The following is a 23,127-nucleotide window of genomic DNA, read 5'->3' as shown; positions in this document are numbered from 1 at the left end:
GCTAACCCCGCTTGCGTGCGCGTTGGCTGCGGTAGGTATCGAGCACCACGGCGATGACGATCACGGCACCGGTAATGATGCGCTTGGTCGGTTCGCTCGCGCCGATCTGCGCCAGGCCGGCAGCCAGCACGGAAATGATCAACACGCCGAAGAAGGTGCTGATGACCGAGCCACGTCCGCCCATCAGGCTGGTCCCACCGATGACCACCGCGGCGATTACCTGCAGCTCCAGGCCAGCACCGGCATTGGGGTCAGCCGCCTCCAGCCGGGAAATCTGGAACAGTGCAGCCACCCCGGCCAGGAGCCCCATGAGCGAGAACACCAGCACCTTGTAGGGCTTGGGGTTGATCCCGGCCAGGCGCACGGCTTCTTCGTTGGTGCCGATGCCGATCAGGTAGCGGCCGAAGACCGTGCGTGTGAGGGTCAGGTGGGCGATGGCGATCACCCCCAGGGCGATCAGGAACGAGGGCGCGATGCCAAAGGCAACCGGGTCGGACAGCCAGGCGAAGGCGTCGCCGATGTAGGCCGTGCGCGAATCGGTCATCTGGTAGGCGACCCCGCGAGCCATTTCCAGCACGCCCAGGGAGACGATGAACGAGGGGATGCGCCAGGCCACGGTGATCGAACCGGTGATGGTCCCGGCAAGCGCCGCGCAGCCCATGCCCAATAGCGCGGCGGGCAACACACTCCAGCCCCAGCCGAGGATTGCGACGCTGACGGCGGAAGCAGCCAGTGCCAGCACCGAGCCCACCGACAGGTCGATGCCGCCGATGATCAGTACGAAGGTCATGCCGACAGCCAATACCATCAGGTCGGGAATCTGGTTAGCAATGGTGCTGAAAGTGCTGTACGACAGGAAGTGACTGCTGAGCACGGAGAACAGCACGATCATGGCCAGCAAGGCGCCAGCCAGACCGAGGTAGGTACCCAGGCCCAGGTAGGTGCCGCTGGATTTTGTGCCAGGGGTAGCTTTGGGCAGCGTCGAAGTTTTCATGCAGAGGTCCTTGCTGCAGGCTCGGCCAGCAGCGCATCGCGTTTTTGATAACCGGCGAACGCGGCCGCCAGCAGTTCATCCTGGCTCCAATGTTCGCGCTCGAACGTGTCGATCAGGCGGCCGGCCGAGAGCACCGCGATGCGGTCGCAGATCAGCATCAGCTCGCGCAGGTCGCTGGAGACCACGACCAGGGCCTTGCCCTGACGGGTCAGCTCGCCGAGCAAGGCGTAGATGTCGAACTTGGCACCCACATCGATGCCGCGGGTGGGCTCGTCGAACAGCAGCACGGCGCAGTCGCGCTCCAGCCAGCGGCCGATCACCACCTTTTGTTGATTGCCGCCGGACAGCTCCGACACGGTCTGTGCCGGACTCGAACTGCGGATGCGCATGGCCTCGATCTGGCGCTGTGCCAAGGCGCCTTCGGCTTGATTGTTGACGATGCCAGCGGCAGAAATCGCCGGCATGTTGCCCAGCGCGATATTGGCGCTAATGGACTGCGACAGCAGCAGACCTTCGCCCTTGCGGTCTTCGGTGATCAGGGCAATGCCGTGGGCCACGGCATCGGCGGGGCTGCGAATGTTGACCGGCTTGGGTGGCAGGCCGATAGCAACGGTGCCGGCATCGCTGGTGTCGGCGCCGAAGATCAGCCGCAGCAGCTCGGTGCGCCCTGCCCCGATCAATCCGGAAATGCCGAAGATCTCGCCCTGGCGCACGTCGAAGGACACGTCCTTGACCTTGTCGCCACGGCTCATGCCCTGGACCTGAAACATCGTCGTGCCGATGCGCCGCTCACCCAGGTCGATGCGTTCGCCCAACTCGCGACCGACCATGAGGTTGACCAATTGCTCACTGTTGTAGCGCGCCATCGGTTCGACACACACCAGACGGCCATCGCGCAGCACGGCGATGCGTTGCACGACCTGGGCCAGCTCTTCCAGGCGATGGGAAATATAGATGATGGAAACGCCGCGTTCGCGCAGGCGCAGGATCTGCGCGAACAGCATGTCGACTTCGCGCGCGGTGAGCATGGCGGTGGGTTCGTCGAGCACCAGCACCCGGCACTCGCCGATCAGGTTGCGGGCGATCTCGACCATCTGTTGATGGCCAATTCCCAGATCGCCGACCAGGGTGTCCGGATCAATCGCGTCCAGGCCCACCTGAGCCATCGCCTGACGAGCCTGTTCACGCAGGCGCCGACGGTCGATCCAGCCTGCGCGGCTGGGCAGTTCGTGAAGAAACAGGTTTTCCGCGACGGTCAGGGTGGGCAGCAGGTTGAGTTCCTGCATGACCATGCGCACCCCGCCACGCTCGGCGGCGGTGCGGCTGCCCGGCAGCCAGGGCTGACCCTGGAACTGCATCTGCCCTGTGGTCGGCGCTTCCAGCCCGCCGATGATCTTGGACAGGGTGCTTTTGCCTGCACCGTTCTCGCCTGTCAGGGCCAGCACTTCGCCACGGTGCAGTTGCAGATCGATGTCCCACAGCACCGGCTGGGCATAGGTCTTGCCGATGCCACTCACCGACAGCACAACATTGGATGTCATAGGGTTCTCCAGACGCGCCTGCCGATAGCAGGCCGAGGCAATGCCCAGGCCTGCCACGAGACGCTCTGCATCAGGGCTTGGTGACGAGCTCGACCGGGGTCTGGATCACGCCGTTGGCGTCGACGTCGAGCTTGTCGCCCTTGATCATGCCCAGGGCACTCTGGATACCGAACACTGCCTGGCGAGCGGCGAACTGGTCAGCCGTGGCCAGTATGCGGCCGTCCTTGAGCATCGGCTTGATGGCATTGATGTTGTCGTAGCCCACCACCTGCACCTTGCCTGCCTTGCCGGCGGCACGCACCGCAGAGACCGCACCGAGCGCCATGCTGTCGTTGCCGGCCAGCAGGGCCTTGAGGTCGGGGTATTCATTGAGCATGGCGGAAGCGACGGCATTGCCCTTGTCGATTTCCCAGTTGCCCGACTGCACCGAGACGATCTTCATCTGCGCCGCTTCCATGGCGTCCTTGAAACCGGCAGTGCGCATCTGTGCATTGGTGGTGGTCGGTACGCCTTCGATGATGCCGACCTGGTCGCCTGCGGCAAGTTGCTTGGCCAGGTAGTCACCCACCAGCTTGGCGCCCTTGCGGTTGTCGGGGCCTACGAACGGCACCTGGATGCCCTTGCTTTTCAACACGCCGGCATCCAGTTGGTTGTCGATGTTGACGACCTTGATACCGGCATCCATGGCTTTCTTGATGATAGGTACCAGGGCCTTGGAGTCTGCCGGGGCAATGACCAGCGCATCGACCTTGGCCACGATCATCTGCTCGACGATGCGGATCTGGTTGGCCGTGTCGGACTCGTCCTTGATGCCGTTGGACACCAGGTCGAAATCGGCGGCGTGTTCCTTCTGGTAGCTCTTGGCGCCGTCTTCCATGGTCAGGAAGAATTCGTTGGCCAGAGACTTCATGACCAGCGCGACCTTGGGCTTCTGGGCATCGGCGAAGGAGGATTGCAACGGGGCGACGGTGCCGATGGCAGCCATCAGGGAGACGGCAAGCAGGCGTCCAGCGAAGGGCAGCTTCATGAGGGGTTACTCCGATCTTATGATTATTTTCGAGCAACAGTTCGCGGGCAACCGCAAACGTTTGCGTGAAGGGAACTATGGTCAGGGATCGGGGATTTGTCAATTGCCTGAAAGCTTTGTGGCAAGCGTCGTAACAGACCGCACCACGGGCCTCCAGATGGCGCCACGGGTTACAAGGAAGAGCAACCCACACTCGATTCCAAGGTTACAGGTGCTGCCATGACCCACTCTGCGTCTCACGCGATTCATCACGCTACCCCTGCACTTCAGGTATTCGACAACCGCTTGCTGGCGCTGCGCAATATCGCCTACTACCGTGACCAACCTGGCGCCGCCCACGCGCACATCACGCGCCAGGGATACAATGCGAGTGGGCAGCTCGCATACAGTATCGACCCGCGTCTTCATACGGCTCAAGCCAACGGAGCGAATGTGGCTGCCAATCTGCAGCACCGCCACAGCTTGAGCGGTCGATGCCTGCAAAGCCGTAGCGTCGACGCCGGGACAGAGGTGATCTTGCTTGACGCCAGCGGCCGTGAGGCAATGACTTGGCTCGCCAATGGTGTCGCGCAGACCCGGAACTATGAACATGCACCATTGCCCGGCCGCCTGCTGGCGGTTCACGAACGTGACGCCGCACAAGTCTGGCGTACAGCCGAACGCTGGCAATGGGCGGACGTTGGCGAGTGGACCAAGGCACGCAACCTGGCCGGCCATTGCCACTCACGTTTCGACAGCGGCGGTAAAAACGTTGTCGAGGCGCGCAGTCTTCATGGTGCGATTGCCAGGGAAAGCCTGCAATTGCTTGCCAGCCATGCCGAAAGTGACTGGAACGGCGATGATTCCCAGCCCTGGACCGAATTCCTGGAACCAGAACCCATGATCAGCACGGTAGCGTTCGATGCCTGTGGCGCCATCGTCGCCAGCGAGGATGCCAAAGGGCATCGTCAACGCTATGGCCGTGACCGTTGCGGGCAGTTCCGAGCCAGCTGGGGCACCCTCGCGCAGAGGACCGAGATCCCAGCGGTGCTGGACGTGAGCTACGGTGCAGGCGGGCAAAAGGAAGTAGAGCGGCATGCCAATGGCATTGTCGTGACCCATAGCTACGCACCTGATAGCCAACGCCTGGTCGGCCTGCATACTCTGCGCCTGCGAGACCGCCGTACAATGCAATACCTACGCTACCAGTACGACCCGACGGGTCTAGTGACCCAGGTGCGCAATGACGCCGAACAGACTCGCTTTTGGCGCAATCAGAAAATCGAGCCGCAGCAAGACTATCGCTATGACTCACTGGCGCAGCTCATCGAAACGTGTGGTCGGCAAATGGCCGCACTCGGTCAAGTCGGCAGCGAGCTACCTGGCGCGCTTGCCATCGACACCAGTGCCTACGCTCGCTACCGCCGTCGATACGTGTATGACCAGGCCGGCAACCTGCAAGCCATTCGGCATAGCGTACCGGCAACCGGCGCGGGCTTCATCACTGAGCTAACGACCTCCACCCGCAGCAATCGGACGCTGCCGAGCAGTCTGTGCGACGACCCCAGCCAGATCGACGATCACTTCGACGCTGCTGGCCAGCAGCGGGCGTTGGATCACTCGCAAACCACTACCTGGAACAGCCGCATGCAACTGCGCAGCGTTGCCTGTACAGGGGGTGGCATCGAGCACTACCTCTATGGCCTTCAGCATCAACGGTTGCGCAAGACCCATGCGCTGGGGACTACCCGCTATTTGCCGGGACTGGAATGGCATGAAAACGACGGGCAAGCGTTGCACTGCATCAGCGTGGGCGAGCACATTCGTCTGTTGCACTGGCCTGCAGGCAGCCCCAACGGTGTGGCCAACGACCAGTTGCGCTACAGCTATACAGACCTGCTCGGCAGTCACGGACTAGAGCTGGACGGCGAAGGCCAGGTGATCAGCCGCGAAGAGTTCTTCCCGTTCGGCGCCACGGCCATATGGGCTTGCCGGAGTCAGGTCGAAGCCCGATACAAGACGGTCCGCTATTCAGGAAAAGAACGTGACCATACCGGACTCTACTATTACGGCTATCGCTACTACCAGCCATGGATCGGTCGCTGGCTGAGCGCCGATCCGGCAGGCACGGTGGATGGCCTGAACCTTTACGCCATGGTCCGCAACTCGCCAGCGTCAGCGGTGGATGACGATGGTCGCATGTTGCGGATCATGGTCAGAGGCGGTGTTGGCGCAGCGGGATTGGGCTACGAGGCGTGGAAGCATAACGAAAAGGCAGCACAGCCTGCGCCACAGGCATCCGCGCCTGCACCGAGTGGCTCCATGGGCGATCGTAGAGCGGATCAAGCGATCGAAAAGATCCAACGCATGAAGGACGAGTTCAGCCCTGCACGTCAGATTAAGGACAGCGCTATCGGTCGGGCCGAAACTGCCGAGCATCTGGCCCATGGACAACTACCGGGCGCCCAGGCGGTCCTCGAAGGGGCGTCGACTATCAGTACCGTGGCCGAGTTCAGCCATAGCGGCAGCGTCTCGCAACTCGAGAAGACATCCTTGGCGGGCGCGGTGGCTACTGATGCTGCACAGGGCGTCGTGCAAGGCGTCAAGGGCACTGTGCAAACAGCTAAAAAAGTGGTGCAGAGCACCGCCGAGCTGGCCACACTTTCCAATACCAAGACCGAGCAGCTTCAGAATTCGGTAAACGACTTGGAAGAGCTGGCGCAAGACAAGCTGATTACCGGTCTATCGTTCGGAGGTACGGTCAAGGCCGGTTTGGATGGAGCGGCAGCAATCGTGCCTCATCCGGTCGCGAAGGCTGGCCTCAAGATACTGTCTGCAGCATGGACAGTGACCGGGGTGGTGCATGGCGCCGAGGAGCTGGGAGAGATCGCCAAAACCCATAGGGACTTGCTCGCCAGCAAGACGGGCGAAAACCTCATGGGGCAGATGAAAACGATCAACGCGTCCAATCGCGGAGGAATCACGGACCAAGTCAGACAGAGCTACGGACTTTCTGGCCATCCATAAGCATCGGGTAACGCTAGATCGGACGAGCGGTGCCCCTCATGACGCCCGCGACGTTTTGTCGCTCAACTAACAGACACATGAGCAGTCACACCAGTAGCGGTTACATTTTGTAGCCATTTCATGGGTGAGAGCCCGACGAGGCCTGATGAGCTTTATCTTGTGGATGGCCGTGCTGGGCGTCCTGCTGTTGATGCTGGCGCTGACGGCGTCTTACCTGCGCTGGTTGCCAGTGACCACCTCCGCGGTGTGCCTGGCATTCGGCGTGGCCATCGGCCCAATGGGGCTGGGCCTGTTCACCACCGACTTCAAGGACACCGCTTCGTGGCTGGAACGCCTGGCGGAGGCCGCGGTGTTGTTTTCGCTGTTCAGCACTGGCATCAAATTGCGGCTGGGATTGGGCCGCAGTGCGTGGCGCGCAGCTTATATGCTGTCAGGCCCGGTGATGATCGTCTCGATCCTGGGGGTATGCCTGGTGGCGCACTATGCCCTGGGCTTGTCGTGGGGGGTGAGCATGCTGCTCGGGGCGATGCTGGCGCCGACCGATCCGGTGCTGGCGTCCATGGTCCAGGTGAACAGCGCGCAGGATTTCGACCGCGTGCGCTTCGGGCTGTCGGGCGAGGCCGGGCTCAACGACGGCACCGCCTTTCCCTTCGTGATCCTGAGCCTGCTGATGCTGCATCATGGCAGCCTCGACAGCCACTGGCTGGGTCAGTGGGCCCTGGAAAATCTGGTGTGGGGCGTGCCGGTCGGATTGCTGATCGGTTACGGGATGGGCCGGGCAATCGGCCACTTGATGATCTACCTGCGCGTGCGCCACGCCGACAGCACCAACTCGCCGAACGATTTTCTGGCGCTGGCCTTGATAGCGCTGTCCTACTTTGCCGCCGCCTCCGTGGGCGCCTTCGGTTTTCTCGCCGTGTTCGCCGCAGGCCTGGGGTTGCGGCAGGCGGAGGTACGCACGTCGAACTCCGAGGTGCCTTCGGAGCACCTGGCGAAACCGATCAGCGGCCACCGTGACATGGCCCCCGAAGAAGGCACCGTCACCCATCCGAACGATCTGGAAGATGGGCAGCTGGCCGCTGGGGTGATGATGGGCGACATCCTGGTGTTCGGCAATCTGGTGGAACGGTCCATGGAGGTACTGCTGATCACCATTCTGGGGGCGACCTTGTCCGCCTATTGGGATTGGCGAGCGGTGGGCCTGGCGGCCGCGCTGTTCTGCGTGATTCGGCCATTGAGCGTGTGGCTGCTGGTGAGTCGCCGCTTGCTCGATGGGCATCAGCGCGCGTTGCTGGGCTGGTTCGGCATACGTGGGATCGGGTCGATCTACTACCTGTGTTATGCCCTGGCACACGAATTGCCTGAATCGGTCGAGCAGGTGTGTATCAGCCTGACGCTGTCGGTGGTGGCGTTGAGCATCCTGGTACACGGCATCAGCACCCAGCCGCTGCTCGAGCACTATGAACGGCGGCGAAAGCCGGCTTAATGGTGAATGCAATATGCCAAGGCTAGGACGATCTCTGCAGCAGCGGCGCGAGCCGCGGCTATGGCTTCGGATGCACCCACCCTGCCAAAAAGGTATAGAATCGCCAGCATTTGATGGATCGGTCGTTGTCATCCAGACGAGGCCGATCATGCATAACCCATACAGGCAGATCGGATATTGGAACAGCTAAAGCGCCTCGCTAGCGGGATTGAAGGGCTCGATTTGTTGCTCAAGGGTGGGCTGGTGGCCGGTGCGTCCTACATCGTGCAGGGTCGTCCCGGTTCAGGCAAAACCATCCTGGCCAATCAGTTGGGCTTCAATCACGTGCGCGAAGGCGGCCGGGTCCTGGTTGCCACGCTGCTGGCCGAGTCCCATGAACGGCTGTTTCAGTACCTCTCTACCCTGAGCTTTTTCGACGCCTCGAAAATCGGCAACGAAATTCAGTTCGTCAGTGCCTTCGACACGCTGGAGAACGAGGGCCTGGATGAGGTGGTCAAGCTGCTGCGTCGCGAAATAAGCCGGCAAAAGGCAACGATTCTGATCGTCGATGGCGTCCTGAATGCCCGTTCCAAGGCCGATTCGCAAATCGACACCAAGAAGTTCATTTCCGAGTTGCAAGGCCATGCGGCCTTCGCCGGGTGTACGGTGTTGTTCCTGACCAGCTCGCGACTGGACGATGGCAGCCCTGAGCACACCATGGTCGATGGCGTCATCGAACTGGGCGAGGAGCTGTTCAACACCCGTTCGGTCCGCCGTATCCAGTTGCGCAAGACCCGCGGCAGCGGTGCATTGTCGGGCCTGCATGAATGCGAGATCACCGACGATGGACTGGTGGTCTATCCGCGCCTCGAGAGTCTGTACAGCCGCCCTTCCTGCCCCGACCTCACCGATCTGAGCCGGGTGCCCAGCGGCATTCCTGATTTGGACAACCTGATTGGTGGCGGTCTGCCGCGCTCCTCGGTGACGCTGGTGATGGGTCCCTCGGGGATCGGCAAGACCAGTCTGGGGATCAACTTCCTGGGCGCCTCCACACCCGAAGAGCCTGGCTTGCTGTTCGGCATGTACGAATCGGAACGGCGCCTGCAGGTCAAGGCTCGGTCGTTGGGCCATGACTTCGAAGCACTGCAGGCCAGCGGCGCCCTGCACGTGTGCTGGCAACCGACCACCGAAGGCTTGCTCGACGGTCTGGGCGCGCGCCTGCTGCGTCAGGTGGAAACCCACGGCATCAAGCGCGTGCTGATCGACAGCCTGGGCGGGATGGCCCGCACGGCAACCAGTACCGTACGCTTGACCGAGTTCTTCAGCACGCTCATGAGCGAGCTGCGTACACGGGGTGTGACCGTGTTTGCCACCTGGGAGATTCGCGGGTTGTTCGGTCCGGAAATCACTTCACCGGCGCCCGACCTTTCCAGCATCGTCGACAACGTCCTGCTGACTCGATTTGTCGAACATGAGTCTGAACTTAAGCGCTTGCTTTCCATTCTTAAAGTCAGAGATAGTTATTATGATCCGTCGCTATTGGAGCTGGTCATCCATGGTCACGGAATCGACCTGAGAAAGGCGTTCAAAAATGCAGAGGCAGTGTTATCAGGTAGCGCCTCCACGATATCGAATCCGTGATGTTTCCGGGGTCGAACTGACATGGCCACTATCCTGATCGTCGACGATGAGTATCTCATCGCCGACATCCTTGGTTACGCGCTCGAAGACGAGGGCTACATGGCCGTCAAGGCCGGCAACGGCAAGCGTGCGCTGGAGATCCTCGATCGCGAGCGTCCTGCGCTGGTCATTACCGACTTCATGATGCCGGGCATGAATGGGCTGGAACTGGCGCAGAAGATCCGCAGCCATCCCTCGTTCAAGTCTGTGCCGATCCTGTTGATGAGTGGCGCACAGGGCAGCGTCGGACGGGCCACTCCCGACCTGTTCAATGCCGTCTACGACAAGCCCTTCGACATCAATGAAGTGGTAAAGAAGATTCGCCAGCTGGTTCCGCTCGAGCCTTTCTAGCCCAAGGTTCGTGGAAATGCCCGCCTGCGCGGGCATGTGTCGTACGCGCTACAGCGTGAGAATTTCGTAGCCGTTGGCAGTGACCGCCACCATGTGTTCCCACTGCGCGGACAACGACAGGTCGCGGGTTACCACCGTCCAACCGTCGGGCAGCTGGCGGGTGCCAGCCTTGCCAGCATTGATCATGGGTTCGATGGTGAAAATCATGCCTTCGGTCAAGCGCATGCCCTCGCCCTTGCGGCCATAGTGCAGCACCTGTGGTTCATCGTGATAAATCTGCCCGATACCATGCCCACAGTATTCGCGCACCACGCTGAAGCCTTCACGGTGGGCCACGGTTTGAATCGCATGGCCAATGTCGCCCAGTGTGGCGCCTGGCTTGACTACTTCAATCCCGGCCAGCATCGCTTCGTGGGTCGTGTCCACCAGGCGCCGTGCCAGTGGGCTGGGCTCGCCGACGTAATACATGCGGCTTGTATCGCCAAACCAGCCGTCCTTGATGACTGCCACATCGATGTTGACGATGTCGCCGTCGACCAATATCACCTTGTCGCTGGGCACGCCGTGGCACACCACATGATTGACGGAGATGCATACCGTCTTGGTGAAACCGTGGTAACCCACGTTCGCCGGGATCACCCTCAGTTCGTTCACGATGTAGGCGTTGCACAGCGCGTCCAGCTGTTGCGTGGTGACGCCGGCCTGCACATGCGGTGCAATCATGCGCAGCACGTCAGCGGCCAGGGCACCCGCGCTGCGGGCCATGGCGACTTGTTCCGGGGTGCGACTCAGATTTTTGCGGCTCACTGATTTCTCCTGCTGTTCGAACGCCTATGCTAGCAGAGCAGGCTGACAGGACACGTTGGATTCCTGGCTTCTGCGCGATGACAGCATTTAATTTCAAACGATACAAAACTTTTTGTAACCACTTTGTTCATAAGACTCACAGCCCAGCGCCACACCGGCAGATGACCGCGAAAAGCGCAAAGGCAGTGTCCTTGAACCCGGTTCAAAGACGTCAAGATTCAAGCAGTTCGACATAATCATAATATCCGCTGGCGCCGACGGCCTTTGGGACCGTTCCTTTCCCTGCCCGGCATCGCAACACCGAACGCTGACACCTGCCCTGCTCATTTCGTGCGCGATCCTGCGTGGCGCATCACGAGACATTGCCTGCGCGCAATGAAAGGAATGAGCCTTGTCCAGTTCCAACACCACTGCACCTGACACCTTGCCTGCGGGCGAGGAAAACGATGCCACGCGCACCTCCCCCGGCCAGATCGTGGTGCGCGTGGCGATCATCGCCACCATGGGTGCCCTGGCATTCGGCTATGACACTGGGGTGATTTCCGGTGCCCTGCCCTTCATGACCCAGGGACCCGACCAAGGAGGCCTAGGGCTTACCCCATTCACCGAAGGCCTGGTGGCATCGTCGCTGATCCTGGGCGCTGCATTCGGCTCTTTGTTCGCCGGTCATCTGGCCGACAAGTACGGCCGCCTGACGGCGCTCAAGGGCTTGGCCATCCTGTTCATGATCGGCGCCCTGGGTTCGGCCCTGGCTCCGAGCGTGGCGATCATGGTCGCCACCCGTTTCGTACTGGGCCTGGCGGTCGGGGGTGCATCGGCGATCGTGCCGATGTTCATTGCCGAGATTGCCGGCCCCAACAAGCGCGCGCGCCTGGTCAGCCAGAACGAATTGATGATCGTCACCGGGCAACTGGTGGCCTACGTGTCCAATGCCCTGCTCGCGCACTTCGCCCACACCCCGGATGTGTGGCGCTGGATGCTGGCCATCGCGATCCTTCCGGCCGCCCTGTTGTGGATCGGCATGCACTTCGTGCCCACCTCGCCGCGCTGGCTCGCCAGCAAGGGGCGGATGGAAGAGGCGCGCGAAGTGCTGGAAAAGATCCGCTCGAGCAAGAAGCAGGTCGACAAGGAAATGAAGGAAATCATTGCCCAGAACGAGGAAGAGCGGGCCGATGTCAGCTGGTCCTCGATCTGGTCCGAGCCGTGGCTGCGCCGCCTGCTGCTGGTGGGCATGGGCCTGGGCTTCGTCGCCCAGCTCACGGGCGTCAACGCATTCATGTACTTCACCCCGGTGATTCTGAAATCCACGGGCCTGGGCACCAACGCGGCGCTGACCGCGACCATTGGTAACGGTGTCGCTTCGGTGATCGCCACCCTCATCGGTATCTGGCTGGTCGGCCGCCATGGCCGTCGGCCGATGCTGATGACCGGCTTGTGCTTCGTGATCCTGGCGCAGGTGCTGTTGTGCTGCGTGCTCACCCTGCTGCCCTCCTCGCTGCTGCAAAGCTACCTGGCGCTGGCCTGTATCCTGATGTTCCTGCTGTTCATGCAGACCTTCATCGCCCCGGTCTACTGGCTGCTGATGTCCGAGCTGTTCCCGTCCCACCTGCGCGGACTGATGACCGGCACGGCGGTGTGCTTCCAGTGGCTGTGCAATGCAGTGGTGGCGTTCCTGTTTCCCATCGCACTGGCCGGCTTCGGCCCCTATACCTTCGTGGTATTCGCGGTGATCAACGTCATGTCGCTGATATTCGTGATGACCTGTGTCCCGGAAACCCGTGGCAAGTCGCTGGAGCAGATCGAACGGCACATGGAGAAGGAATTCACCCCCGACGAGACCGCCAGCGCCTGAACCGCCGCCGTTCGCGGCCTGGCACCGCGAACGGTTCGATGTGTCCAGTCCTGGACGTTGCAGGTAACATGGCTGAAGTTGTTTTCACCTTCGCCATGTCGCCTGCAAGGACGAACGCCTCCCATGATCCATCCCGACGACGTCATCGCCAGCCGCGTCCTGCAGTTGCTCGAACAACGCGCTATCGGCGCCTCGATCTGCCCTTCGGAAGTGGCCCGCTCGCTGGAGCAGGAAGAGCCCGCGTGGCGTGCGCTGATGCCCGAAGTTCGTCGGGTGGCCAGGGCTCTCGCGGCTGCGCAGATCATCGACCTGACTCAGGGCGACGTGCGCCTGGACCCCGACAGCGAACCGGAAGGGCCGATCAGGCTGCGCCGGGGCGCTCACTTCAAGCACCCGTGAGGCCAGCACGTGAATAAACAATCGAACGGCACCAGTTTCTGGCTGATCGCCTTGGCGTTCCTGATCACCATGGTGGGCACGACCCTGCCGACACCGCTTTATGCCCTGTATCAACAGCACCTGGGCTTCGGCCCGACCTGGGTGACGTTGATCTTCGCCATCTACGCTGCCGGGGTGATCCTTGCGTTGCTGGCGGTCGGCAGTTGGTCCGATCAACTGGGTCGGCGCCCGATGCTGCTGGCCGGCTTGGCGATGGGCGCTGTCAGCGCGGTGATCTTCCTGTGCACCGACTCCATCGGCGGACTGCTGGTGGCTCGACTCATCTCGGGCTTCTCGGCCGGGATCATGACCGGTACCGGCACCGTGGCGGTGATCGAAGCGGCGCCCAAGCGCTGGCAGGCCAACGCGACACTGGTGGCCACGGCCGCCAACATGCTCGGCCTGGGACTGGGGCCATTGCTGGCCGGCTTCACTTCGCAGTTGCTGCCGTGGCCCGTGCACCTGGCCTTCATCGTGCACCTGCTGCTGTTGCTGGTGGCCGCGGTGGCCATCCTGGCCGTCGGCGAGACGGTGCAGCGGCCCGCCAGCCCACGCCTGGGTTTTCAGCGTCCGAGCGTGCCTGCAGCGGTGCGCGGACCGTTCATTCCCGCAGCCATCGCCGGTCTTGCCGGCTTCAGCGTGACCGGGCTGTTCACCTCGCTGGTGCCGGCCATCATGCGTCAAGTGATGGGCCATGATCAGGGCCTGATGATCGGCGCCGTGATTTTTGTGCTGTTCCTGGGCTCGATCGTCGGCCAGGCCTGGGTCAGACGGATCCGCGAGGCCGCGCAGATGAGCGTCGGCTGCTGCATATTGATCCTTGGTGTGGCCTGTCTGGGCATGAGTATCGCCAGCGCGCAGCTGTGGCTACTGGTCCTGGGCGGCGCCCTCAGCGGGATCGGTCAGGGTCTCACGTTCCGTGCCGGCATGGGCGCAGTGGCCAATGCCGCACCCGCCGGACAGAAAGCCGGCGTCACCTCGGCGCTGTTCATCGTCTACTACGTGTCCATGTCGCTGCCGGTGATCGCGGTGGGCGTGAGCATTCCGCTGTTCGGCCTGCATCACTCCGCCGAGTTCTTCAGCGTACTGGTGGCGCTGGTGGCGATCGTGGCAATGGTCAGCATGAACGTCGCCCGCGCCCGGGCGTCCAATGCCTGAGTCGACCGTACGCTGGTCGCTCACCGACGCCCGCCCACAGGAGAATGAGCATGACACCTGAAACCGAAGGTAAAGAAGAAAAAGGCCCCAACGGTGTGCCCTTCATCAATGATCCAGGCAGCGAGGATCCGGGTTCGGTGACCACCGAAGATGCCACCGTGCCGCTTCAGGAAGAAGAGTTCGAAGACGAAGACGACGCCTATCAGTAGGCCGAATCGGCCACAAGCCTGACTGTACGGACCGGCGCTACCCCAGGGCCGGTCACGGACCGCTATGCTGAATGCTTCCTGCATCCCCAGCGAGGCATTCGTACAGATGGAATTGCTCACTGCTACCACGAACAGTTGGCTGAACCTCCCCGCGCACCGACACTGGCTGGCCCTGCAGGGCCAGCGATTGCTGGAATTCGCCAAGGCCTCGCGAATCGATAACGGCTTCGCCGACCTCGACAACCGCGGTCGGCCGGATCTAGCCAGCGGCGCCTTGACCATCCAGACCGCTCGCATGACCCACAGCTTCGCCCTGGCCTGTCTGCAAGGCATTCCAGGCAGTGCGGCCATGGTCGACCATGGCCTGCGCGCGCTGCACGGCCCGTTGCGCGACGCATGCCATGGCGGCTGGTATGCCGGCGAGCGAGCCGAGCCCTCCTCGCGCAAGCAAGCCTATCTGCACGCCTTCGTCGCCCTGGCGGCGAGCTCGGCGGTGGCGGCCGGACGACCCGATGCAGCAGCGTTGCTGGATGACGCGGTGCAGATACTGGAGCGACACTTCTGGTGCGAAGAGGAGCAGGCATTTCTGGAGTCCTATGCCCAGGACTGGAGCGATCTCGAGCGCTACCGTGGTGGCAACAGCAACATGCACGGCGTGGAAGCCTGCCTGGCTTTGGCCGATGTGTGCAACGATGTGAAATGGCTTGATCGCGCGCTGGCGATCAGCGAACGGATGATCCACCAGCATGCGGCGGCCGCCGGCTACCTGCCCGTGGAGCATTTCGATGCCCAGTGGCAACCACTGCGCGACTATAACCATGATCGTCCCGGCGACGAGTTCCGTCCCTACGGGCAAACCCCCGGGCATGCCTTCGAGTGGGCGCGGCTGCTGCTGCACCTGGAAGCCGCACGGCACCGCATCGGCCTGGCCAACCCGAGCTGGCTGGCCGAAGACGCCCAGCGCCTGTTCGCTGCCGCTTGTCAGGTTGGCTGGACCGTAGATGGCCAGCCGGGGATCGTCTACACCGTGGATTGGCAACAGCGGCCAGTGGTCGCGCAGCGCCTGCATTGGACGCTGGCCGAGGCGGCGGCTGCCGCAGCCGCGTTGCACCAGCGCACCGGCGATGCAGGCTATGAGCAGTGGTACCGAGAGTTCTGGGATTACATCGACCTGTACCTGATCGACCGTGAACATGGCAGCTGGCACCACGAGCTGGACACTTGCAATCGACCGGCGTGGACCATCTGGCCAGGCAAGCCCGATCTTTATCACGCCTATCAGGCAACGCTCTTGCCCACCCTGCCACTGGCCCCGAGCTTGGCGACCGCGCTGGCCCGCCAGGCCGGTCTGGGCTGAGTCAGGGGCAGCGCGGCCAGTGGACCGGCGCAGCTGCGCCGATCCAACGGAATTATTCAGACGGGCCGGACTCCGAACCAGACTGCGACGCACACCACAAGGAAGATTCCCGGCCCCATGAACAACGCGAAACTGTTCGTCATTGACTACACCCTTCACGGCGATCCGAAGTCATTCGTCATCCGCGCCGAAAAAATGGACGCCAGCGAAGCCTGGCACTGGGCAAGCTGCGACGCCGGGGTGGGCCGCATTGGCCGGTTCGGCCGCGAGCACGTGAAAAAAACCAGCCAGCCATTGGCGGAAAAATTCGGCATCCACGCAGTCAGCTGGCGTCCAGCCTGAGCGATGCGCGGCACGCCTACCCTCGTCAAACTGCTTAGCTAGCGAACATCTTCACTTTACCTGAGGTGGATCTGGAACATATTGTTACAAGATATGTTCCCAGTGCTGAACCGTTGTGCCCGCTGGGCCAACGCGTTTCAACCCTGGAGCACCAACAAGATCAAGTAAAGTGAGCACAGCCATGACGTCTGAGGTGGGTAAAGGCAAAGCGATCTTTCGCGTTGTCAGCGGCAATTTTCTGGAAATGTTCGATTTCATGGTCTATGGCTTTTACGCCACGGCCATCGCCAAGACTTTCTTTCCGGCCGACAGCGCCTTCGCTTCGCTGATGCTGTCGCTGGCCACCTTTGGTGCCGGCTTTCTGATGCGCCCGCTCGGGGCCATCTTTTTAGGTGCGTACATCGACCGCCACGGGCGTCGCAAAGGTTTGATCGTGACCCTGGCCTTGATGGCCCTGGGGACGGTGTTGATCGCCTGCGTACCTGGTTATGCGACCCTGGGCGTTGCGGCGCCGTTGCTGGTCCTGCTTGGGCGGCTGTTGCAGGGCTTCTCGGCAGGGGTCGAGCTGGGTGGTGTGTCGGTGTACCTGGCCGAAATCGCCACGCCGGGGCGCAAGGGTTTCTTCGTCAGCTGGCAGTCCGCTAGCCAACAGGTTGCCGTGGTCTTCGCCGGCCTGCTCGGGGTCTTGCTCAATCAGTTTCTCGATGCGCAGCAAATGGGTGAATGGGGCTGGCGCGTACCGTTCCTGGTGGGCTGCATGATCGTGCCGGTGATCTTCTTCATCCGTCGCTCGCTGGAAGAGACGCCCGAGTTCGAAGCGCGCACCCATCGGCCTACGCTCAAGCAGGTCGTGCATTCGGTGGCGCAGAACTTCCGTCTGGTCCTGGCCGGCATGGCGCTGGTGGTGATGACCACTGTGTCGTTCTACCTGATCACCGCCTACACACCGACCTTCGGCAAGAACGAGCTGCACCTGTCGGACATGGATGCGCTGCTGGTGACCATGGCCGTGGGCCTTTCCAACTTCATCTGGCTGCCGATCATGGGCGCACTGTCGGACCGGATCGGGCGCAAGCCGTTGCTGCTCGCGGCCACGGTGCTGGCGATTCTAACGGCCTACCCGACCTTGTCGTGGCTGGTAGCGGACCCCAGCTTTGCTCGTCTGTTGATGGTCGAGCTGTGGCTGTCGTTCCTGTATGGCTCGTACAACGGGGCCATGGTCGTGGCGCTGACCGAGATCATGCCACTGGACGTGCGCACCACCGGGTTTTCACTGGCCTATAGCTTGGCCACGGCGACCTTTGGCGGGTTCACGCCGGTGGCCTGTACCTATCTGATTCATGCGCTGGACAACAAGGCGGCACCGGGCATCTGGCTCAGTGGCGCGGCGGTGCTGGGGCTGATAGCGACGCTAGTGCTGTTTCGCGGCGACCGGCATGCGCAGCGCACGGCTTTGGCGGCGCAAGCCTGACACCGTGGTGCGGCCTTCGCGGGCAGAGCCGCGCTCCCACAGATTGTCGTTATGTGAATACGGGCACTTGTGGGAGCGGGGCTCTGCCCGCGAAGAGGCCATCACTGACACCCCACACACAAAAACGCCCCGAACCAGTCGGGACGTTTTTCATTCAGCGCTCAGGCTCAGTGAGGAAAGGCTGGAGGGTTGACGCCCGCCATGTCTTCCATCACGCGTACCACCTGGCAGCTGTAACCGAATTCGTTGTCGTACCAGACGTACAACACGACGCGGTTGTCGTTGCAGATAGTGGCCTCGGCGTCGACCACACCGGCGTAGCGCGAGCCGACGAAGTCGGTCGATACCACTTCCTGGGAGTTGACGAAGTCGATCTGGCGGGAGAGGTCCGAGTGCAGCGCCATGTAGCGCAGGTACTCGTTCATCTCTTCGCGGGTGCTGGCCTTCTCGAGGTTCAGGTTGAGAATGGCCATCGAGACGTTCGGCGTCGGTACTCGAATGGCGTTGCCGGTCAGCTTGCCGGCCAGTTCGGGCAGCGCCTTGGCGGCAGCGGTAGCAGCGCCGGTCTCGGTGATGACCATGTTCAACGCCGCCGAACGGCCGCGACGGTCGCCCTTGTGGAAGTTGTCGATCAGATTCTGGTCGTTGGTGTACGAGTGAACGGTTTCGACGTGGCCGTTGACGATGCCGAACTTGTCGTTGACCGCCTTGAGCACCGGCACGATGGCGTTGGTGGTGCAGGACGCGGCCGACACGATCTTGTCGTCGGCAGTGATCGTGCCATGGTTGATGCCGTGCACGATGTTCTTCAGCTTGCCCTTGCCCGGTGCGGTTAGCACCACGCGGTCGATGCCTGGGCAGGCCAGGTGCTGGCCAAGGCCGTCGGCATCGCGCCAGACGCCGGTGTTGTCGACCAGCAGGGCATTCTTGATGCCGTACTGGGTGTAGTCGACTTCACTCGGGTTCTTGGCGTAGATGACCTGGATCAGGTTGCCGTTGACGGTCAGGGTGCTGTTCGCCTCGTCGACATGGATGATGCCGTCGAACGAGCCGTGCACCGAGTCGCGACGCAGCAGGCTGGCGCGCTTGACCAGGTCGTTGTCGGCGCCCTTGCGCACGACGATCGCACGCAGACGCAGGCCGTCGCCGGCACCGGCCTTCTCGACCAGGATGCGCGCCAGCAGGCGACCGATGCGGCCGAAACCGTACAGCACCACGTCGGTGCCGGTACGCTCGCCCTGGTTCTGCTGGCCGACCACGTCCGCCAACTCTTCACGCACGAATTGTTCGGCGTTGCGCCCGTTGCCACTTTCCTTGAACTTGACCGCGAGCTTGCCCAGATCGACGGAAGCCGCACCCAGCTTGAGTTCGCTCATCGCCTTGATCAGCGGGAACGTCTCGTGCACCGACAGCTCCGAGGAATCGGACTGGCGATGGCGAGCGAAGCGGTGCGCCTTGAGCAGCTCGATCACCGAACGGTTGATCAGGCTGCGGCCGTAGATGGAGGTGACTACGTTGTTATTGCGGTAGAGCTGGCCGATCAAAGGAATCATCGCTTCGGCGAGAGCTTCACGATCGATCCATTCACCAAGACACTGGTCGGGCTTCTGAGTCACGGTAACCTTCCACATGTAGGGGCTGAGAAAACGGGCTACATTATGACTTCGCCGCGCGGCCGGAGCAATCTGCGCTTATCGACGTCGTGAAGATTGGCGAATAGGGCCGTCAAAAAAACCGAGGCCTGCCAATGAGGTAGATCATACCCGGCGGTTTTATGACGAGGGATGGCGACAGACTGCGGCGCGCCGTTAAAAGCCTGGCCCTGCCCTTGCAGGCCAAGCGCTGCAAAGCCAAGACCTTTTACGTTCTGCCCGCGAAAGCGGCTTCATTGTCGCAACCCCACAACAGCACCTGACAGCCCACTGCCACCCCGGTACACTCCTCGTTTTCCGCCGCAACGCTTGGAGCTCAACCTCCCGTGCCTGTTCTGCGCCTTCCGCAACTCCCTGCCTCGGCAGGCAAACACGCCTGGGGCAACCTGCCCGGGGCTGCCTTGAGCCTGGCGATCGCCGAAGCGGCCAATGCCGCCAAGCGCTTCACCCTGCTGCTCACTGCCGACAGCCAAAGCGCCGATCGGCTGGAACAGGAACTGCGCTTTTTCGCCCCGCAGTTGCCGGTGCTGCATTTCCCCGACTGGGAAACCCTGCCGTACGACCTGTTCTCGCCGCACCAGGACATCATCTCCCAGCGTATCGCCGCCCTCTATCGCCTGCCCGAGCTGGCGCACGGGGTTTTGGTAGTGCCCATCACCACAGCCCTACATCGGCTGGCGCCGACCCAGTTCCTGCTGGGCAGCAGCCTGGTGCTGGACGTCGGCCAGCGCCTGGATGTGGAGCAGATGCGCACGCGCCTGGAAGCCAGCGGCTACCGCTATGTCGACACGGTGTACGAGCACGGCGAATTTGCCGTGCGCGGCGCCCTGATCGACCTGTTCCCCATGGGCAGCAAACTGCCCTACCGGATCGACTTGTTCGACGACGAGATCGAGACGCTGCGCACCTTCGATCCGGAGACCCAGCGCTCCATCGACAAAGTCGAGTCGATCCGCCTGCTGCCGGCCCGCGAGTTCCCCCTGCAGAAGGAAGCGGTGACCCGCTTCAAGGCACGCTTTCGCGAGCGTTTCGACGTCGATTTCCGCCGCTGCCCGATCTTTCAGGACCTGAGCAGTGGCATTACCCCTGCCGGTATCGAGTACTACCTGCCGCTGTTCTTCGAAGAAACCTCGACCCTGTTCGACTACCTGCCCCAGGACACCCAGGTGTTCTCGCTGCCCGGCATCGAGCAGGCGGCCGAGCACTTCTGGAGCGACGTGCGCAACCGCTACGAAGAGCGCCGGGTCGATCCTGCGCGGCCACTGCTGCCGCCCGCCGAGCTGTTCATGCCGGTAGAAGACTGCTTCGCCCAACTCAAGACCTGGCCACGCATCGTCGTCAGCCAGGACGACCTGGAGTCGGGGCCGGGCCGCGAACGCTTCGCTGCGGCGAAACTGCCAGACCTGGCCATCGAGGCCAAGGCCAGCCAGCCCCTCGCCGCGCTCGCCGGATTCCTCGACCAGTTCCCCGGGCGGGTATTGTTCACCGCTGAATCCGCCGGCCGCCGCGAAGTGCTGCTGGAGTTGCTGGAGCGCCTCAAGGTACGCCCAAGAACGGTTGACGGTTGGGAAGAATTCGCCCAGGGCAAGGAACGCCTGGCAATCACCATCGCGCCGCTGGACGAAGGGCTGCAGATTCTCGACCCGGCCCTGGCCCTGATCGCCGAAAGCCCGCTGTTTGGCCAGCGCGTGATGCAGCGGCGCCGCCGCGACAAGCGCGCCGACGCGGCCAACGACAACGTCATCAAGAACCTCACCGAGCTGCGCGAAGGCGCGCCGGTGGTGCACATCGACCATGGCGTGGGCCGTTATCTGGGGCTGGCGACGCTGGAGATCGACAACCAGGTCGCTGAATTCCTCACCCTGGAATACGCCGAGAACGCCAAGCTCTATGTGCCGGTGGCCAACCTGCACCTGATCGCCCGCTACACCGGCAGCGACGACGCCCTGGCGCCGCTGCACCGGCTCGGCTCCGAGGCCTGGCAGAAAGCCAAGCGCAAGGCCGCCGAGCAGGTGCGCGACGTGGCTGCCGAGTTGCTCGACATCTATGCCCGCCGCGCCGCGCGCGAAGGCTATGCGTTCGCCGACCCGGCCCTGGACTACGCCACGTTCAGCGCCGGCTTCGCTTTCGAGGAAACCCCGGACCAGCAGTCGGCCATCGAAGCGGTGCGCCACGACATGCTGGCGCCCAAGCCGATGGACCGCCTGGTGTGCGGCGACGTCGGCTTCGGCAAGACCGAAGTGGCCATGCGCGCGGCGTTCATCGCCGTGCACGGCGGCCGCCAGGTGGCCATCCTGGTGCCGACCACCCTGCTCGCCCAGCAGCACTACAACAGCTTCCGCGACCGTTTCGCCGATTGGCCGGTAACGGTCGAAGTGATGAGCCGCTTCAAGTCGGCCAAGGAAGTCGGTGCCGCCGTCGAGCAACTGGCCGAAGGCAAGATCGACATCGTCATCGGTACCCACAAGCTGCTGCAGGACGACGTCAAGATCAAGAACCTGGGCCTGGTGATCATCGACGAAGAACACCGCTTCGGGGTGCGCCAGAAAGAGGCCCTCAAGGCCCTGCGCAGCGAAGTCGATATCCTGACCCTGACCGCCACGCCGATCCCGCGCACACTGAACATGGCCGTGGCCGGCATGCGCGACCTGTCGATCATCGCCACGCCACCGGCACGGCGCCTGTCGGTGCGCACCTTCGTCATGGAGCAGAACAAGGGCACCGTGAAGGAAGCGCTGCTGCGCGAACTGCTGCGCGGCGGACAGGTGTACTACCTGCACAACGATGTGAAGACCATCGAGAAATGCGCCGCCGACCTCGCCGAACTGGTTCCCGAGGCGCGCATCGGCATCGGCCACGGGCAGATGCGCGAGCGCGACCTGGAACAGGTGATGAGCGATTTCTACCACAAGCGCTTCAACGTGCTGATCGCCTCGACCATCATCGAAACCGGTATCGACGTGCCCAGCGCCAACACCATCATCATCGAGCGGGCCGACAAGTTCGGCCTGGCCCAGCTGCATCAGCTGCGCGGCCGCGTCGGGCGCAGCCACCACCAGGCGTACGCCTACCTGCTGACCCCGCCGCGCCAGCAGATCACGCCGGACGCGGAAAAGCGCCTGGAAGCGATCGCCAATACCCAGGATCTGGGCGCAGGTTTCGTCCTGGCCACCAATGACCTGGAAATCCGCGGCGCAGGCGAGTTGCTCGGCGAAGGCCAGAGCGGGCAGATCCAGGCGGTCGGCTTTACCCTCTACATGGAAATGCTCGAACGTGCGGTCAAGTCGATCCGCAAGGGCGAGCAGCCTAACCTGGACCAGCCCCTGGGTGGCGGCCCGGAAATCAACCTGCGCCTGCCGGCGCTGATTCCCGAGGATTACCTGCCCGACGTGCACGCGCGCCTGATCCTCTACAAGCGCATCGCCTCGGCGGTGGACGAAGATGGTCTCAAGGACCTGCAGGTGGAAATGATCGACCGCTTCGGCCTGCTGCCCGAGCCGACCAAGAACCTGGTGCGCCTGACCCTGCTCAAGCTTCAGGCCGAGCAGTTGGGGATCACCAAGGTCGACGGCGGCCCGCAAGGTGGGCGGATCGAATTCGGCGCCAGTACGCCGGTCGATCCACTGACCCTGATCAAGCTGATCCAGAGCCAGCCCAAGCGCTACAAGTTCGAAGGCGCCACGCTGTTCAAGTTCATGGTGCCGATGGAGCGCGCCGAGGAGCGCTTCAACGTCATCGAAGCGCTGTTCGAGCGCCTGACGCCAAAAGCCGGTTGAT

At 62.6% G+C, this 23,127-nt stretch carries 17 protein-coding genes; 12 read left to right on the top strand and 5 right to left on the bottom strand.

The features are described from left to right. Window position 1: 1 nt before the first annotated feature. From LT40_RS07455 to LT40_RS07445, 3 genes are all read right to left on the bottom strand, one after another. Window positions 2–994 (bottom strand): ABC transporter permease, encoded by a 993-nt coding sequence (locus LT40_RS07455; protein ID WP_043188350.1) that lies wholly within the window; start codon window positions 992–994, stop codon window positions 2–4. After that, the gene (locus tag LT40_RS07450) at window positions 991–2,535 is read right to left on the bottom strand and encodes a sugar ABC transporter ATP-binding protein (RefSeq protein ID WP_043188347.1); all 1,545 of its coding nucleotides are present in this window, start codon (window positions 2,533–2,535) and stop codon (window positions 991–993) included. The genes LT40_RS07455 and LT40_RS07450 overlap by 4 nt, the downstream gene beginning before the upstream one ends. A 70-nt stretch (window positions 2,536–2,605) precedes the next feature. Beyond that, window positions 2,606–3,562: a sugar ABC transporter substrate-binding protein gene (locus tag LT40_RS07445; RefSeq protein WP_043188343.1), complete on the bottom strand. Its 957-nt coding sequence runs from the start codon at window positions 3,560–3,562 to the stop codon at window positions 2,606–2,608. A gap of 219 nt (window positions 3,563–3,781) precedes the next feature. Between LT40_RS07445 and LT40_RS07440 the strand changes: the two genes are divergently transcribed. The 4 genes from LT40_RS07440 to LT40_RS07425 all read left to right on the top strand — a co-directional run bounded on the left by LT40_RS07440 (window position 3,782) and on the right by LT40_RS07425 (window position 10,064). After that, a complete protein-coding gene (locus tag LT40_RS07440) occupies window positions 3,782–6,568 on the top strand; it encodes an RHS repeat domain-containing protein (RefSeq protein ID WP_043188339.1) in 2,787 nt (928 codons plus the stop codon). Between the two features lie 145 nt (window positions 6,569–6,713). Continuing rightward, on the top strand, window positions 6,714–8,054 hold the full coding sequence (locus LT40_RS07435; RefSeq protein ID WP_043188337.1) for a cation:proton antiporter: 1,341 nt from the start codon (window positions 6,714–6,716) through the stop codon (window positions 8,052–8,054). 174 nt (window positions 8,055–8,228) lie between these two features. Then, the gene (locus LT40_RS07430; RefSeq protein WP_084139740.1) at window positions 8,229–9,674 is read left to right on the top strand and encodes an ATPase domain-containing protein; all 1,446 of its coding nucleotides are present in this window, start codon (window positions 8,229–8,231) and stop codon (window positions 9,672–9,674) included. A gap of 21 nt (window positions 9,675–9,695) precedes the next feature. Continuing rightward, window positions 9,696–10,064: a response regulator gene (locus tag LT40_RS07425; RefSeq protein ID WP_043188331.1), complete on the top strand. Its 369-nt coding sequence runs from the start codon at window positions 9,696–9,698 to the stop codon at window positions 10,062–10,064. A gap of 48 nt (window positions 10,065–10,112) precedes the next feature. Here the strand turns inward: LT40_RS07425 and map are convergent, their stop codons facing one another. Continuing rightward, a complete protein-coding gene (gene map, locus LT40_RS07420; protein WP_043188327.1) occupies window positions 10,113–10,871 on the bottom strand; it encodes a type I methionyl aminopeptidase in 759 nt (252 codons plus the stop codon). Window positions 10,872–11,262: 391 nt separating this feature from the next. Here map and LT40_RS07415 point away from each other — a divergent pair, with 391 nt between their 5' ends. From LT40_RS07415 to tcuC, 7 genes are all read left to right on the top strand, one after another. Beyond that, entirely contained in the window at window positions 11,263–12,723 is a 1,461-nt protein-coding gene (locus tag LT40_RS07415) for a sugar porter family MFS transporter (protein WP_043188323.1), read from the top strand. 123 nt (window positions 12,724–12,846) lie between these two features. Then, window positions 12,847–13,122: a DUF3253 domain-containing protein gene (locus LT40_RS07410; protein ID WP_043188319.1), complete on the top strand. Its 276-nt coding sequence runs from the start codon at window positions 12,847–12,849 to the stop codon at window positions 13,120–13,122. Between the two features lie 9 nt (window positions 13,123–13,131). After that, window positions 13,132–14,319 carry an MFS transporter gene (locus LT40_RS07405; RefSeq protein WP_043188316.1) on the top strand — a complete coding sequence of 396 codons (1,188 nt, stop codon included), beginning with the start codon at window positions 13,132–13,134 and terminating at the stop codon, window positions 14,317–14,319. Window positions 14,320–14,369: 50 nt separating this feature from the next. Continuing rightward, window positions 14,370–14,528, top strand: coding sequence for a hypothetical protein (locus LT40_RS21720; protein ID WP_167335518.1), 159 nt, complete (start codon window positions 14,370–14,372; stop codon window positions 14,526–14,528). Between the two features lie 106 nt (window positions 14,529–14,634). After that, window positions 14,635–15,885, top strand: a complete 1,251-nt coding sequence (locus LT40_RS07400; protein ID WP_043193433.1) for a D-mannose isomerase — start codon at window positions 14,635–14,637, stop codon at window positions 15,883–15,885. A 117-nt stretch (window positions 15,886–16,002) separates the two neighbouring features. Beyond that, the gene (locus LT40_RS07395) at window positions 16,003–16,227 is read left to right on the top strand and encodes a DUF6555 family protein (protein ID WP_043188313.1); all 225 of its coding nucleotides are present in this window, start codon (window positions 16,003–16,005) and stop codon (window positions 16,225–16,227) included. 181 nt (window positions 16,228–16,408) lie between these two features. Beyond that, window positions 16,409–17,698 (top strand): MFS transporter, encoded by a 1,290-nt coding sequence (tcuC, locus tag LT40_RS07390; protein WP_043188310.1) that lies wholly within the window; start codon window positions 16,409–16,411, stop codon window positions 17,696–17,698. 167 nt (window positions 17,699–17,865) lie between these two features. Here the strand turns inward: tcuC and LT40_RS07385 are convergent, their stop codons facing one another. Continuing rightward, window positions 17,866–19,329 carry a glyceraldehyde-3-phosphate dehydrogenase gene (locus LT40_RS07385; RefSeq protein ID WP_043188307.1) on the bottom strand — a complete coding sequence of 488 codons (1,464 nt, stop codon included), beginning with the start codon at window positions 19,327–19,329 and terminating at the stop codon, window positions 17,866–17,868. Between the two features lie 347 nt (window positions 19,330–19,676). Here LT40_RS07385 and mfd point away from each other — a divergent pair, with 347 nt between their 5' ends. Continuing rightward, the gene (gene mfd, locus LT40_RS07380) at window positions 19,677–23,126 is read left to right on the top strand and encodes a transcription-repair coupling factor (protein ID WP_043188304.1); all 3,450 of its coding nucleotides are present in this window, start codon (window positions 19,677–19,679) and stop codon (window positions 23,124–23,126) included. Window position 23,127 lies beyond the last annotated feature (1 nt).

Origin of the sequence: Pseudomonas rhizosphaerae (assembly GCF_000761155.1) — a bacterium.
GTDB classification, from domain to species: domain Bacteria; phylum Pseudomonadota; class Gammaproteobacteria; order Pseudomonadales; family Pseudomonadaceae; genus Aquipseudomonas; species Aquipseudomonas rhizosphaerae.
This window is presented reverse-complemented; position numbering and strand designations above follow the sequence as displayed.